Here is a 16550-nt window from a genome sequence, read left to right on the forward strand (position 1 = left end):
TGGATGATCCCTTCCTCAGAAAATATTCGAGAAACGATTAAACTATCCTGCCTGTTAGTTTAATGGCCTTGCAGTTGCTCATCACTTCACGGCCACACCGTAGAATGCAAGCATCGGCAAATACGTCGCATCATCGACTGCGAATACGCGTTCCTGCGGAGCGCCGATCGCTCTCATCAGTTCCCGGCGCCCAATTGGATCCTTCCTGCCGTCATTGCATCATCCCGTACTTCTCTTTGATCCGATCCAGCTTCTCCAGCATGGGGTTGGTCAACAAGAACAGAAACACAACGGTTGCAAAACCATGAATCAAATCAAAGGGTACCCCTCGCAGAGCCGCAACCATAAACATTTCAAATGTAGGTTTGTTTTGTGCCATTAAGACCGACGACACATTCATAAGAGTCCCGTAAAGCACGAATGCCGTTACCCCGCCAAATAGACTAAGCGCAACTCGATTTCGACGAAGCAGCCCTTTCTTAAACAAGACTCCGGCGAAGAAACCAATGATGCCAAATCCGAACATTTGCCACGGCGTCCACGGCCCTTGACCGAAGTAGTAGTTAGAGACGAACCCTGTAATAGCCCCCACCATAAACCCAGCCTCCGCTCCGAAGGCCACGCCGGATAAGATCACGATCGCTACAACCGGCTTGAATTGCGGCACCATGAAGAACGCCATTCGGCCGGCGACTCCCAGTGCGCATAACACAGCTAATGTGACCAGCTCTTTGACATGCGGCTTACGTCCCTCATAAATCATTGCGAAGGGTAGTAGGGTTTCTAGAATAACAAGCATGGATATAAAATAGTACTTTCGGTCGTCCAGGTAATAGATCCCGAACCAGATCGTAAGCGGAATGATCAGCAAGATCGTCAGCATGGCCGTCAAGGTTCGTTTGGAAAGCTTGCGTTGTTCAACGGGCATCAGGTCCGCCGGCACAAGTGGCGCAATAGACCTAACGATTGCTGGTCGGGAACCCGGGTACGGGGCTCTCTTCACAGGTAAGGCGTCCTTCGTCTCTATGCCCCCAAAAGCGCGGATGATATCGTTGGATGTAATCGCTTGAGGAACAAAGTCACGGGCCATCCGGTTAGCGGATGTGGTGTAGTATCTGTTCCCTGCGAAGAATTCGCGAGGTCTGCCTTCCGAGACAATCGTACCGTCGAAGAACATGAAGCATCGATCGGCCAACTCGGCACAAAAATCGATATCATGGCTGACCATTACGATTGTCGTGCCATTGGATCGGAGCTGCCTCAAGACTGAAGCCAGCTTCTGCTTGTATCCGGCGTCCAGCCCCTTGGTGGGCTCGTCCAACAACAGAATAGCCGGTTCGAGCAGCAGCACTTTAGCCAAGGCGGCCCGTTGCTGTTCGCCTCCGGACAAATCGTAAGGATGCCGGTCGACCAGCTCCTGCAGCTCCCACAATTCCATAATGTAATGCAGCCGCTCCTTTGTTTGTTCTTGACTCCATCCTTTCCCGTACAGCATCTCTCGCAGATCCGCATCGACCGTTTTCCCGACGAGAATCGCTTGCGGGTTCTGAGGCAAGACGCCCAGCAACCCGTTATATTTCTCCTGATCCGCGTAATCCCCAGCCAGCTTCCCGAAGAGCTTGATGTAGCCGCGATAAGGCTGGCGCAGCCCGGCAATTAGGGAGAGCATCGTCGATTTGCCCGTACCGTTCCCGCCAACGATTGCATGAATCTCCCCGGAAGCGACTTTCAAGCTCAATCCTTTTAGAATGTCGGGGCTGTTTTTCCCGTACTTGAACCAAACTTCGTCAAGTTCGATCGCGGTTGCTCCGCTGGTATATTCAACTTGCTCCGGCGGAAACTCTATAGTGTAAGGTCGGGTCTCTGCCAATTGGTGAAGGAACTCCCTGCCCTCGCGGACCGTAACCGGACATTCTAGTTCATTATTGATTCTTGAGAAGACAGCCATCGGAGTTGGCATGGCATTGAACATGTCGTGCTGCAAGTCACGCAATTTCTGACCGACTTCCCTAGGCGAACCCGACGCGACAATCACGCCGTTTTCAAACACGTAAGCCTCGTCAGTCAACGGAAGCACTTCTTCCAACCGGTGCTCGGAAATAAGGATCGTTACCCCAAGGTCGCGGTTGATCTTTCCCAGAGCACCAAGAAATTCCGACGCTGCAATCGGATCCAATTGACTGGTCGGCTCGTCCAGCAAGAGCACTTGGGGCTGCATAACCATAATCGATGCGAGATTGAGCAACTGCTTCTGTCCGCCGGACAACTCCGTCACTTTCTTATGAAACCATTCCTGAATGCCGAAGAAGCTGGCTGTTTCGGCTACTCGCCGGCGAATTTCCGACGAGCTGCAGCCTAAGCTTTCCAGTCCGAAGGACAGCTCATGCCAAACTTTATCGGTGACCAGTTGATTGTCGGGGGACTGTAGAACGAAGCCGATCTCCGCAACTTGCGTTCGAGAGTCGACAGCCTCAATCGGCGCTCCTCTATATCGAATAGCCCCCCTTCTCATCCCGTGGGGAGCAAGCTCCGATTTCAAAAGCCGCAATAACGTGGATTTGCCGCAACCGGATTTGCCGCAGATCGTCACGAATTTCCCTTGCCGAATTGTGAACGAAACCTCGTGAAGGGCGGGACGACTCGAACCGGGATAGGTAAATGTCAAACCTTCGATTGCAAATGCTTCCATCGGATATCCTCCCGCACATTGATGAATAAAGGAATCGCACACAGCAGCGCATAGGCGGCAAACACACTAACGCTATAAACGGATAGCTCTACGCTGCGCATCGTAGGAAAATAGCGAAAATACACGGCATCCGCATACGCTCCGATCAAGGTGTAGCCTCCGATGGCGACGATCGCGGCTAATGCCTTCCGATCACGCCGGTCGAATCGAAATAGGGTGAAAGCGGTCCTCCCCTTCAAACCATACCCCCTGCTTTTCATCGAAGCCGCCGTCTCTACTGCGTTCTCCAGCATCCATGTCATCAGGATCGATAGAATGCGAATGCCGTTTCGAGCCCTCGCCAAGAGGCTGCCGTTCGAAACATCTTTGCCGATGCACCGTTGAGCGGAAGACACAAGCGCAAGCTGGGCCTTGAACCTCGGAACGAGGCGTAGCACCATCGATAGAACAAGCGAAAACGAAGGAATAAGGCGTCCAAACAAATAGATGAATTTATCTGAGGTCATCACGGCGTTGTAACAGGAGAACCAGCATATGACTGAAATGAACATTGTTGCCGCTGCAATCCCATACGTGATCGATTCCAAGGTGAGCGGATTGCCGCTGCTCAAATAAACAAGAATGGTCGCACCCTCATGATTGAAAGCCGGGTTCAGCAGTGCTGTCACCACCAGCAGAGGCATCATGTAATACAAATGGAACTTCACCGCTCGTCTCCCGTTCAGATAGATGGAATACGCAATAGCAAGGGTTAGCGAAATCGCCAGGCATCCCGGATGCATGAAAACCATCGCACAACTGATCACAAGCGCAAAATAAGCAAAGCTGACAATGGGATGATAGCTGGAAAAAGCATCCTTCATCGGGCGGCACTTCCTGCCGCTTTGTAGGTATCCCCTACATCACGCCCCAAATCGCATGTGTATACCCACTCGATAACATCGCCTTGTTTCAGCTTATAGCGGCTGCTTCCATAGTTGGGAAACCAATCGTTCACTTTGTACATCCATCCGGACAACTCGCCGCAATCGAATTCATACAGATTATGAATGCCTTCGATGTAAGCTGAGTTATAGATGGGCGTGTTCTCGAACTCCATATGAATCTTGTTCTTCTTCATTTCCCTCTGCAGTACGTTGAATACGGACTCTCCTTCATAGAAGGTGACCTCTCGCTTAGCGAAAATAACGCCATCCTTCGGCACCAGCTCGAGTTTTTCGCGGTCCAGCTTATTGAGATTGTTCAAGATCGTCTCGCAGGTTACGGATAAATAAGCCGTAAAAGCTTTGTCGGTAATCTTGACATCCTGCGGTTCCACAGGCAACGGTTTGCCGGAAGGGACCGGCTCGGTTAAATATTTGTCTGTTTCCGCCTTGGGTTCACCGGCTAGAGTCGTGGGCGAGGTGGGAACAAGCTGTTCCGTTACCGCTGGAGGCGGAGTTGCAGGCGGTTGAACCGATGCGGACGGCGTCGGTTGAGGCGTAACCGGTGCGGTCGTCGGCTCCGGTTGACTGGCGCTCGACGGCTGAACCACTTGTGCCAGCTGAGTGGATTGCGGTCCGTTAGGCGACTTTTCAGGGGCTGACGTTGCCGACGGTGAAGCCGTCCGTGTAGGCGCATCCACCTTTTTATCCGGAGGTCCGCTGCTGAAATAAGCTGCGATTAGAACCAGCACCACCGCAACGGCGGCAATGAGTTTATTTTTCGACACTTTCATAGGAACCCGCCTTTAAAGCAGATTTGCCGTAGTGAGCAGACGATGCAGCATCTCCGCCATTTCACCGCGTTTGACGGCGACCTGTGGTTCAATGTCCATAGCATCCTGCGACAAAATATGCTCACGGTAGTTAAAAGCAAGCGCATCCCGTGCCCACTCAGCCGATTGCACATAGTCTCCGAACTGGGCCAGCATATCTCTCGTCTCGGACTTGCTCATGGCCGTATCGAACCCGCATAACTTGGCAGCATTGGCGATCATGACGGCGGCTTCTTGTTTGGTGATCGTCTTAGCCGGGGCAAAAGTCGTATCGGAAGTTCCGTTTACGATTCCATAATGATGAGCGGATCCAATATAACTCGAATACCAGCTGTCAGCCGGTACGTCCTTGAAGACACTTGCAGGCTTCAACGGCAGGCCGAGACCTCTGGTCACAATGGCGGCGAACTCCGCCCGCGTCATTGTTTGATTCGGGGCGAACTCCTCCGTTGTCAACCCGTTAATGATTCCGCGAGAAGCCAAATCTTCAATCGCTGTTTGGTTCGGATGACCGAAAATATCAATAAAGGTCTTCATTGCCTCAAGTACTGGCAGCTTACGGACGTCTGCATGTTTATTCGGCAGTCCCAAGGCTTCGTTCCGCGTTGAGGGTGTTTTCCACTTTACGTCCGTCATGCGGTACAGGCTTCTTTTTCCTTCCGCTATCCCGACAGCATTGACCAAACCGTAAAACGCTTGTTCGGTAGACATGCCGGTGACACCGCCGCCGTCCGCCGTATGTTGAAACCCGTGCCCTTTCTCATAGAACGCGAGCAGGTTATCGACGATCGTATGGCCATTTTTCACAAATCGACTATCGGTGACGGAGATGCCGAGCTCGCATAACGCCATTAACACTTGAACGGAGCTTTCGGAGGTTGGGACGCCCCATGTTGAATATCCACCATCGGTATTCTGAAGCTTGGACAATACTTCCAGCGCCCGATCCGATGCCGTCTTCACATGCTTCCGATTCTGATAGTTGGATAACGCCTGCAAGGCCATTCCCGTAATATCAGGATCCGCTTGATCTCCAGAGAGCGCGAAGCCTCCATCCTTCAATTGGCGCGAGAGAATTTCGTCGATGTACAGCTCCCTCGTAGCTTGTACCTTCGCAGCCGTATTGCGCGGGATCTCATAGCTCCCGCTATCCATGGCAATCAGGGCGAATATCGGTCCGTTAATGCCTTGCCAGATCGTTTTCTCGAAATCTCCCAAGGGAAGCAGCAGGTTGTAGCCGCCTACATCGGCCGGATTGGCTCCAATCGCGGTCAGCGCCAGGATCAAGCGCGAATACTCGGTATACTTCTTGTCGTGCAGCTCGCCATTCAAATCGACGACGTATTTCTTAACTGTCTCGTAATACTCATCGAAGTAGCTCTGCGGTACAGCTTGATTCGAACGCGCCAGCCCGAGGACCGCCCATTCCCCACCGACAGAGCCAACCTCCGGATGGCTGACCTGCTCGAGCAAGTAGTGCGCCGTTTCTTCTTGAACCGCATCCATCTCCGTCTTGGTTGCCGCTTCTATCGGTGCAATCAGTACTAGATTTATGATCAAGCCAATAATTAATGTCATTAAGTAAATGAACCGATTTGTCCTCACAAGGTGCCCCTCCGAACTAAAGCAAGATGGGAGCAGCCCTTTCATAGCTAAGGACTGCTCCGCTTCGGCACAAGCTTATTTCAAATATTTAATAATCATGCCAATCATCTTCGCAGCTTCCGCTCGGGAGGCATTGGCACTTGGATCGAATACCCCGTTTCCTTTGCCGGCAATTACTCCAGCCTGCTGCAACGTATAGACCGACTCTTGGGCATATACGGAAATCTGATCATGATCGACGAAGCCTTCCTTGGGTTGAGCAGCTGTCAACTGTATCCCACCATATTTCAAGAAACGCGCAAGCATCGTTGCCAAATCTTGACGGCTGATACTGTCATTTGGTGCAAAGAGTTGATCCTCTCTCCCATTCGCAACCCCCGACTTGCTAACCCATGTCACATATGGCGCATACCAGGAATTCAGAGCTACATCGGCGAAAGCAGAGTCAGCCATCGGCATAACATCGCCGCTCATCCGGAACAGCATGGCTGCGAATTCAGCGCGGGTCACTTCCTTCTCCGGTGCAAATTTGCGGTCTTCAGTCCCTTCCATTATTCCTTTGGACACAAGCTGATCGATATAGGGTTTCGCCCAATGGGAGTCAGAGACATCCGAGAAGGAGGAACGCTCATAGACGACTGCAAACTTTGAAAAATGCTCGGTGTTAAACTGAATGCCGCCATTTTTCTCGTCATATACCGCGTTTGTCATTTCAATTAGGTCCCCATTATCGGCTAAATAGAAGACTGTCAAAAGGGCGCTGTTTTCTCCGCTCTTGGTTACATAAGGCAAGAACACGCCAATTTGTCCCCCGCCAAATGTTGTGACCCTGTTCTCGCCTACCGTTATCGCAAGCTCGAAAATCGGATGATTCCCAACAAGCGCCTGTTGTTTGTCAGTCAAATCGCTAAACTTGAGTTGACTCATGGAAAGCTCGACGCCTTGACCTGCCCCTGCATTCACGATCGCTGATATCGCTTTGGCGTCAAGCCGGAATGAACCGGCGCCGGTGTTGACCGCAAGGGTCGTATGCTCTTTCCCTTCAAAGGCCGCTAATAGCTCCTGGGGCAACAACATGGAAAAGCCTGTGGATCCTTCAGGCACCTCGATCTGAATGACTGCACTTACAGCAGGATCGTCTTTAAGCTTCTTAAGCTCAGCCAGGAACTTTTCCAATTGGGTTCCGACGATCGTTGCTCCTGCCACACCGTTCTCCCTCTTGGAAGCTGTAACTTCCGCGATGGATTCCTTGGTTTCTGTTCCAGCAGGGCTTGATGGTTGAACAGGCCCGAAATTCTCGTTACTCCACGGCTCAGAGCCCTCCTCAAGGCGGAAATCGTCTGTATAATGCCAAACGATAACATCGCCGTCCTGCAGGCTATACTCACGGAGTCCGAGCGCGGGATGCTTGCCATTTACCGTGTACATCCAGCCTGAATACTTGCCGTTATCAAATTCTGCTAAACCATTTATGGAGCTAATATAATTTCCGCCTGATGTAATGGTATAAGGGATGTTATGCTCCTCAAGCATCTTTTCGAAAACGTCTTTTACTGTCGCGCCTGCGGCAACTGTAACAGGCTTACTATCTATCCATTTTTCAAAGGCAGTGTGCGCGCCTGTTCCATGCTTGGAGTCGCCAAGCAGACTGAAACTTACGGCAATTTTTTTCCCGACTACCGTTCCAGGATTAGCCTCCCTTACGATAAGCAGGGATAGCTCTTCGATCACGTTATCCTTCAGTACTTTGATAACTACCGTGTTCGCTCCAGGATTCAAGACTATAAGGTCGGAAGGGCTGTTAGCAGCAGTTTCTTGATCTCCTATAATTACAGTGGTGCCTTGTACGGCTCTGGCAATCAGGCTGATTGAGGATACATAATACGGAACGTCAAGCTTGAACTGGGTCTCGCTGACTCTTGCCGGGTAGTAGCTCTCCGCATAAGCAACGGCCATCAGTCCGGATAAATTGGTGCTCAGCTCTTCAGCAGTGCTTGCTATCCGCAGCGTATAAATAACAGGCTCTTTTACGCCGTCCTGAGCTATTATACGTACGATCCTGGGAGAGTTCTTATCGATCGTAAAAGTAGAGCCTAAGGAGTCCGAAACATATTTATTGTTATTGATATAAATCGTTTCAGCAGCACTCTTTGCCTTTATATCAAAGAAGTTGGTTGTGACGGATTCGCTGTACTCATATTTACCCGGCTCTAGTACAAGTCGTTTGCCTCCAATAGAAAGCTCGCTTAAATCAGGCGTTTTGCCTACCGCCTCTGTCTCGGGGCTGACTCTTGCAACGCCTAATATCTCAGGAGAAACTTCACCAAGAGCGCCAGCGTCCATTAAAGTGGCGGAGTATGCCCTGATGAAGCTTACTTCATCGAGATGTACAGGGTTGCCGTTTTCGTCAACTGCCCAGGAAATATCAAAGCCATCGCCTTGCTTCTTATACGGATTTCCTGGCTTATCATAACCATCGCTTGCGTAGCCGCTATGTGTATCCGCATATCCGAAGGACGGCACGCGAGAAGCGATCTTCGTGAAGCTGGCAGTCAAGCTTGAGCTATTTACTTGTGCCTTTCCGTCAATGATGTAGTTTGCCGGATCGGGATAATAAGGCTGGGTATGGTAGAAATTAGCTCTTACATGGCTGCTTCCGCCAATGTTGTCATTCCAAGGAACATTTTTGGCATAATACTCTGCGAAATCCGGATCGGGATTTGTATAGGTTACGGTATAATTCCAATCCGTGCTGTCTTCATAATGCTCGCTGCCTGCAAGCGTGTACCAGCGATCAGGCTTTCCGTCATGGTTTAGATCCTGTGCTACCTGCACGCCTGCGGGTTCTTCGTTCCCGCTGAAGCTGTTCCCGTAAATAATAAAATCAACGCCGTATTTATTATGGGGCGAATTTTTTACAGGAGTATCAAACCTGTAAGTGATATACCCCCCGAACGAGCCGAGCGAAATAACCGGGCTTGAATTGCCGCCCTTGCCGGCAAACAGCTCTGTAGCGCCTATTCTGGAGAGATCCCAACCGTCACCCCAGCCGCTTTCTCCTAGCTTGCCGGTAACAGCCTGACCATGCTCGTTTATAAACTGACCTGGTGCTGGTACGACTTCCGTTACTTTGTCGGGAGCATAAGCCGGTTTTTGATAAATCGTAAGGGTGCTTTCCTTCACGTTCAATAGCCTGCGGAGATATTCTTCCTCTTGTTCGGTATATTGCTTTCCATTCATCGGTTCGCCGTCGAAGCCATAATGAAACTCTGGTCTTGAGTTGTTGCTGATAGAAACCACATACTGGCCGCTTGCCAAAGCGGACAAGGTTGTAGAAATCGTAACACTGCCAATACCGTTGGCGCTGTTCCCGTCAGGAGTAGAGACGCTCACCTTGGCAGAGGAGTCCTCGGCCTCGATTTTCAAGTCAAATGCCCGCACTCCATTGTCGACAATTGCGCTGTATGCGGAATAGCTCGGGTTCAGCAAGCCGGCCTGCTGCCCGACAATGTCGCCGTCCTTCAGCATGGTGATTGACTTTATGTTCGTGTTCGGCTTGCGGTAAATAATAACGGTATAGTCTTCAAGATCGTCAGGGTCGGTCGCGTCTTCGGGCACGCTATGGAACACAATTTTGTTTTGCCCGACATTCAGGTCGACTGTCGTATTCTTGCTTTTCGTAGCGATTGGTACTGGAGTTCCGCCGTTAACGCTCATCGTAATCTGTGTGGTGTCGTCCATTGCAATCGGCGTCACAAACATCTTCGTAATGTTATAATTCACGAAGCCCATATACATATGGTGATCTGCATTGAACTTGACAGGTGCCCCGTTGAGATAGCCAAGATAGGGCATAGCGTAGTTCATTACGGTTGAGTTGCCTAGTACGCCGCCAAGCACATACCGGCCTTCCGTCCCTGTCAGCGTCGCGTTTGTCGCGGACGTAAACATAAGGTCGGACAGCGTAGCGTCGTCGGATTTCTCATTATGCTGCGTGATTGTGATGAAGTAGCTGTACTGATAAACTCCCTTGTAATACGTCGCTACTTCCACTCTCTGAGGCTCTCCGTATTTGAGATTGATTTCAGAGGAGTTGTAAACAGACCACGCGGATAAGGGATCCCTAATGGATGTTACTCCGTTAACCTTAATTGAAAAATCAGATTCCTTAAAAATGTACCTTGTCGAGATGTTGATTTTCTTGATTTTTGCGGTATAGACGTCCACGTAGTATTCATGCACATCCGGATTGTAGCCTGTTGCTGTCGAAATCACATTTCCCTGGTCGTCTGTTCGATCGTACTTTAATTCTCCGGCGTTGGTCTTCAGCCAGTACAAAGTACCGAGCTGATCCGCATGTCTTATGGTTCCGTCGTCTCGGACCAGGCCTTCCCGGACTAGAGTGATTCTATAAGTTTTTTGCGTGTATCCGTCGCCGGCCGTGCTAACAAGGTTTATCGTCGAAGTCTGGTCGTAAGCAGGCGTATAGAATTCGCCGAAAACAAGATAAGATCTCGTGTAATGCGTAACAGAAGCGGAGGGGTCTGCCGTTTTCCCTGTTATCTTTACGAACTTGGTGTCGTAAGGAATGTTCACAGTATATTCGGAAGCTTCAGATGAAAACTCAGGGCTAAGGGTAAATAAGCCGCTATCGGTTTCCACCAGGATTTCGCTCAAGTTTGCGTTCTGATTGGTTCCATCGGGATCTGCGCCGCGTGTAATGTAATAAGTGTAACGGTCGCTGGCTTGCGCGCTTCCGTTAACGCGGTGAGTCATGATCTCTACGGTTGTTCTCTCCCCGCCTGGAATCGGGATTGGAGCGGATTTGGCCGCTCTATAGATCATTCTTGGCATAGGGCCATATTTGTACTCACCGGTAATCGGGTCCGTATACCAGCCTATCGAGGTTTCCGGGTATATCCAATATCCGCCGACGTCCGTTGCCAGTGTAGGTATTACGCTTTCGTTTACTTGGACGCCGTCCACATAGATGTCATAACCGGATATTTTGCTTGAATCCTGACCGAAAACCGGTTCGAAGACTATGCTGTCGATTTCGTTCGACATGGTCACATCAAATGACGAATAAGTCTGGGAATATCCGCCGGAGGTGTAGTTCGTTACTAGTTTACTGGAATATTTGGTGTTATCCAGGCTGGCTTGCGCCGTACGATCATAGAAGTTAACTCTGTTGATTTGGTTGTAAACATTGATGATTTTTACGCGTGCGTCTTCATAGTTGCTGTTCTTATAGGCTCGAATCGTTACAAGACTGTCGCCGCCCAAGATCGGAACCTTGTCCGTTCCTTCCGTACCGAAGGAATAATAGAAAAGACCGGCTTCGTTCTTAATGGCGTTAAGCGTTCTGCCTTCGTAAAGGATTTCAACTCTGTCGGCTGCATGGTCCGTGTACACATATAAATTTTGATGGCCTTTTGCGTTAGCCGGTTGGATCTGAGCCTGCATATTCAGCCAGTATTCGCCGGTAAAGCCTGGCAAAAAGCCTCTCTGCATGAAATCCTCGGATTCCTTAGCGAGATAATACTCCCGCGGACGCTGCAGTGCGTTAAGCTGGTTCGTATTATAAAACACAACATTCTTAACAATTGTGCTACTAGCCCAGTTGAGATTAATGCGATATTGGCTTGTTAAAGCGTTGGCTTCATTGCTTTCCTTAACAACAACGTCGATATACGGTTCGGAGCCGTTCAGAGTGACCTCGAAAACGCCTTTCGAAAGCGTACTGGCTTCTGCTCCAACAATGGAGAATCTGGCTCTGCTGTTCGGGGAAGCGACGCGAAGCTCCATTTTATTATTGTACGGGATTTCTTTTATGCCCTGGTACTGCTGCATCAATGAATAGTATAACGGTTGTTTGAGGGAGTACTCGAACAGGTTGCCGTCAAAAGACTCCTGGATGCCCTGTCCGGCATTTGCGATTACCTGCAGGTCGCTAAGCAGCGTCCCGCTTCTGTCGGGATATTGAAGATTGATCGTATAGGTCGTAGTCTCGTTTTTAACCGTATCTTTAACAATAATCTCAAGTTTGGAAGGTTTTGAACTCAAATCATAAGTGATCGTATTCAAGTCTGAGCGGACGGAACCTTGCGGCGAATTGACTGTCAAGCCGGCGGCGCCTTTTACGAATCCAATAGCAAAATGGGTCAGATTTTGGCTGGAAACGGTCATCGTATAGGTTAAAGCTCTTTTATCGAAAGCAGGAGAAAGCACATGATTCTCAGGTAACGTGACGCTATTCAGGACGGTCGTAGTTTCTTCCTGTTGGGACCCGACCGAATATGTTTTTTTAGTTTCTCCATCCGCCGCTGTAACGGTCACAGAAATTGTGCCCCTGTATGGCAGTACTACAAAGCCGGCCGGCGGTTCATACCCTGTGTTATCATAAAGCTCCTCAAGCTCAGCTTCGGTCAGAGCGGACGGGCTGTAGGACACTGTAGCCTGATCGTTCGAAACCTTTGGTTTAATGGCCACAAAGCTGATGTTCGAAGCCACATTGTCTCTCAGGTTGTATGCTGACGTATTAGCTGAGAAACTCGGTGTAACGACTGCATTTGCTGTTGCCGCGCCTACCCTTATATCCAACTGAGATAAAGTGGCGTCTTCGGCTGCACTGTATTTGGTCAACGTGTAGGTTTTGCTCGACAGGCGGTCTTCCGCATTTACAACTATCGTGATTGTATTTGTTGAAGACAAATCAACTTGGAACGGCACGCCGCTTGTTGCGTCTTGGTTGTTTATCTTTAATGAAGCGCCGGCCGCAGTGCGGACCGTAAGCGCGACTTCACTGGTTTTAGCCGGAACAAGCAGTAAATTTCTAGCGGAATCCCACGTGCTGTCGCCAGGTGTCTTACTCGTTCCAGTTATGGAGTCAATTGTGTTTCCGGATTCAGACCATTTGATTTTGAGATCATAGGATTTGGTCGTGCCGTTCTCGGCTGTGACAACCAAGGGCACCGATGATGTTGATTCGCTTAACCCCTTTAGAATAAATTGATTTGGAGGCAGTAGCGTATTGGTATCTGCAGTTGTAGCGCCGATTGTTTTTTTGCTGTCCGAAATATCAAGCTTTGCCGCGGAATCGCCTGTATAGGCCCGAATTCGAATCGAAGCGTCGACTGCTGTCTTCGCTGCCAGAGACTTGGGCAAGTATAGTGTGTAGTCCCCATTCGCGTGATCCACATAATAATCGCTATTGGTTACGTTTGTAGTTATTTTGTTATCGGCATATACCCCTTTGAGAGACGTATCGTTTGAAGGGCTTGGAGTTGGTTGCTGGTCTTCACCTGTGTAATTGACAAGAAAAAAATAACCGGTGCGGCCGTTCACCATTCCGTACGATACGAACTCGATTACATTTAGCCCCTTTTTTAACTCCATAACCGGGCTCAATATGGGATCCTCGTTGCTTAACGAGCTGTTGGCCGCAAGGCTTTTCCAAGCACCTCCGTTGACTCTGTATGTATTATGGTCGTTGTAAGCGTTCTGGCTGGCAATGGTTGCAGCTCTTACTATTCCCATGCGTATAAGATTGGTTGAGCTGATCTCGGCCTTGTGGTTGGTAGCGCTATTTGAGATTGCCGGAGAGATTTGCTCTGATCCAGTTAATCTACTCCCGTTCGAAGCATAAAACTTCATATCTGTAATAACGGCTGCAGTGTTAACTGGCATCTGCATATAAAGCTGATAAGTGGCAGAAGGGCCGGCATTTTTACTGACTTCTATATCAAAATAATTGACGCCGCTAAAACCAAAGTTCAAATTCGGGAAATCAACAGAGCTAGTGTACTGCGTGCGCTGGAACTGTGCCGTTGTGTATGAGTATGTCGCGCTTGTTACAGTTCCGGGTATCTCCTGCCCATTTAACCGGTTGACCATTTTAACGGAGTAGCCTTCAAGCGGTGTTTCATCTTTGAACTCAATGGTTATGGCATATTTATCGCTCATCGAATTAACAACCGGAGAAATGAGATAAACCGATCCATCGCCGCTGTAATCAGTTGCTTCTCTCTTATTGTTTCCGCCTGTTGTTATAGAAATAGTTTTAATCTTAGGCGCCACTTGCTCCGCGCTCTGAACCTCTTCTGCCTGTATACGAATGCTGAAAACTGGAAGAATCATGGCTATCACTAACAGGATAGACAAAGCCCTCTTAACGTGCCGTATTAACATCTACTACACTCCTTATCAATTATCATTTGTACAATTACAATCTAACCGCCACGAGATGGATAAAATAAGATCGCAGCAACTTACGGATTGTCCCCCCCCCTTTCAAAAAAAAATGCCGAAACACACCGAATGTGTTCCGACATTTTGAAATCCACGAATTCCATGGGAAATAGCCCATGAACATCACGAAAAACAAACCTGCACAGCCCTAACCTCAGAGGGAGAATCCGGTGTATGACAAACGAGAATATCCCGACTTCGCCCTCTCCCCTAAGGGTTTCCTCAAAGATCGCCTTCCCGGATGTGTTCTTCCAGTGGCTTTAGATCTTTTTGTTGGCTTCACGGTTGCTGAGACAGTGCCGGCTTTTAACCGGAGGGCATAGCCCTTTGACTTCCTCTCAGTCTGTCTTTTATTCAATTTTTATTACTCGCTGACCAAAAAGAAGCTGGCACGTGCATTCGCATCGTCGCCAGATCCAAACAAAAAAGCTACCCTGTCAAGGGTAGCCTGAACACATCACAACTAGCATTTGTCCACCCAAAACGTACATGAGTGAACAAACGTTTGTTTCTCCTTCTCACCCCCAAAGAATTTGAAACGCAATAAATAAAGGCAGGTCTCCTGGCTTATGCATCATCGCTTCTCTTGGCCTTCCCAGCTTGTTGCCAAGTCAGTGGCTTTCAGTAAGAGTCGCTCTGCAAGTACAGTGGTTGGGACCGCGTCGGCATTAAACCGAACTTCCCTATTAAGCTAACATCCTTACGGATGGTAGCACCCTTATTTAGATCCTATGAAATTGTCCAAGCCAATCATAGCTTGTTTGCTCCGTTTTGTCTATTCAGTATCTCAATCAGAGCAAATGCTCAAAGCTTATGTCAGGTTCAAAAGAAATTGTCGTGTGCCTTGATAGGCGTCTCTCCACCCCATCTTCGCGTAGAATCGAAGTCCGTCGAGTCCCTTGAAATAATAGGCGCCGAGCAACCGTTCCTTGAAATTCGGCATCACTTGGCCGGTTTTCGCGAGCTGGTCTTGATAGAGCTGGATGATGCCGCTCCTCGGCATGTGTCGATCGAGAATGGCTAGGTCCACGAGGCTATCTCCATACATGCAATTGCCGTCAATGATGCCGGTGATCCGCTTGCCGTCGGACAAAATATTCCACTGGTGAAAATCACCGTGGATAAAGCCTCTGTGCGATTCGTTATACGGCACGTAGGCCAGCATCCGGTAATAGATTTCTTCGAATATGTCTCTCTCTAGGCAAGACGTGCGATAGAGGTCGTGCCAGTTCTCCCAGAACGTCCCCGTCTGATCTTCCGAATTGAGGGCAACGACAAAATCCTTCCAGGATTCATAGGCTCCCTTACCGTCCGGCCCGATCCAGCCGTACCCCGATGTCGAGCGGACCTCCACCTCAGACAAATTCCTCAAAATGCCGATAAGCTCCGGCAATTGCCTGATTTGTTCCTCTTCCGTGCAATCGGCTAGATTGCGCCCGGCGACCCGCTCCATGATCACGCAAGCCAATCGTCCGGTTTTCCTTAGCGCCAAACATCTCGGAAAAGGGATTCCTTGTCCCGATAGCAAGTCAGAGACATAACGTTCTGTCTCGTATGCGCCGGCCAGATCGCTGAATTTCACACAATAACTTTGACCTTCGTGGACGAAGGAAAATACGCTGCTCAAGTTGCCGCCGGCCAGCGGAGTAATTTCAGCCACACCGGGTCCGAAATGTGCCCGCAGCACTTCCTCAATTTCGCTAAGGGCCAAGCTCGGTTTCTCATAGGCGGTCATGGTTCCATCCCCTGTTCATTAAGTTATTTTCTGGTTCCTACATTTTGGATCAAATAAAATAGTTGGCGGACACAGAAAAGCCGCGGATGAACATTGTTCACCCACGGCAATTTGGACGTAGGAATGCAGAAACAAAATAGACCGTTTTGTTTCGCACATTCTTTACGAAGCAGTGATGATAATGGTGTTCAAGTGAGGGGTGCACAAACGTCTACAAAGCAAATCAATCCCTACTAGTAATAGTAGAGTGCTTTATTCACGCTCGTACGTTTTTAGTTAAAGGAATTAACCTTTTACCTCAGTCAAGAACACAGTCATCATCATCACTGCATGTATACCACCATTCACTATTTGTTACTATGATAAAATGTATAAGGTAAGCAGTCAATATTTTCTTTGGTCAAAAACAAATACGATAACCCAAGCAACACATTGCGACCGGACGAAGGCAGAACGAAGGATATTTACATCCACTCCATCTGATCCATGCCGGCGGCAGGAAACGGATCGTTGAA

General features: G+C 49.2%; 6 protein-coding genes and 2 riboswitches. All 6 genes read right to left on the reverse strand.

Features of this window, described 5'->3' with window-relative positions:
• Positions 1–211 precede the first annotated feature (211 nt).
• Complete coding sequence (locus PKO02S_RS13985) at positions 212–2689, reverse strand: ATP-binding cassette domain-containing protein (protein ID WP_127583781.1); 2478 nt, start codon at positions 2687–2689, stop codon at positions 212–214.
• Positions 2662–3552: an energy-coupling factor transporter transmembrane component T gene (locus PKO02S_RS13990; protein WP_127583783.1), complete on the reverse strand. Its 891-nt coding sequence runs from the start codon at positions 3550–3552 to the stop codon at positions 2662–2664. Before PKO02S_RS13990 ends, PKO02S_RS13985 begins: the two co-directional genes overlap by 28 nt.
• Positions 3549–4406: a DUF4430 domain-containing protein gene (locus PKO02S_RS13995; RefSeq protein WP_127583785.1), complete on the reverse strand. Its 858-nt coding sequence runs from the start codon at positions 4404–4406 to the stop codon at positions 3549–3551. Before PKO02S_RS13995 ends, PKO02S_RS13990 begins: the two co-directional genes overlap by 4 nt.
• 12 nt (positions 4407–4418) lie before the next feature.
• Complete coding sequence (locus PKO02S_RS14000; RefSeq protein ID WP_164821454.1) at positions 4419–6050, reverse strand: S-layer homology domain-containing protein; 1632 nt, start codon at positions 6048–6050, stop codon at positions 4419–4421.
• A gap of 75 nt (positions 6051–6125) precedes the next feature.
• Positions 6126–14240: an S-layer homology domain-containing protein gene (locus tag PKO02S_RS14005; RefSeq protein ID WP_127583789.1), complete on the reverse strand. Its 8115-nt coding sequence runs from the start codon at positions 14238–14240 to the stop codon at positions 6126–6128.
• 248 nt (positions 14241–14488) lie between these two features.
• Positions 14489–14615, reverse strand: a riboswitch (cobalamin riboswitch).
• Between the two features lie 220 nt (positions 14616–14835).
• Positions 14836–15035: riboswitch (cobalamin riboswitch) on the reverse strand.
• A 76-nt stretch (positions 15036–15111) separates the two neighbouring features.
• Positions 15112–16035 carry an aminoglycoside phosphotransferase family protein gene (locus tag PKO02S_RS14010; RefSeq protein ID WP_127583791.1) on the reverse strand — a complete coding sequence of 308 codons (924 nt, stop codon included), beginning with the start codon at positions 16033–16035 and terminating at the stop codon, positions 15112–15114.
• Between the last annotated feature and the right edge of the window lie 515 nt (positions 16036–16550).

The sequence above is a fragment of the Paenibacillus koleovorans NBRC 103111 genome, from assembly GCF_004000845.1.
GTDB lineage: Bacteria > Bacillota > Bacilli > Paenibacillales > NBRC-103111 > Paenibacillus_AA > Paenibacillus_AA koleovorans.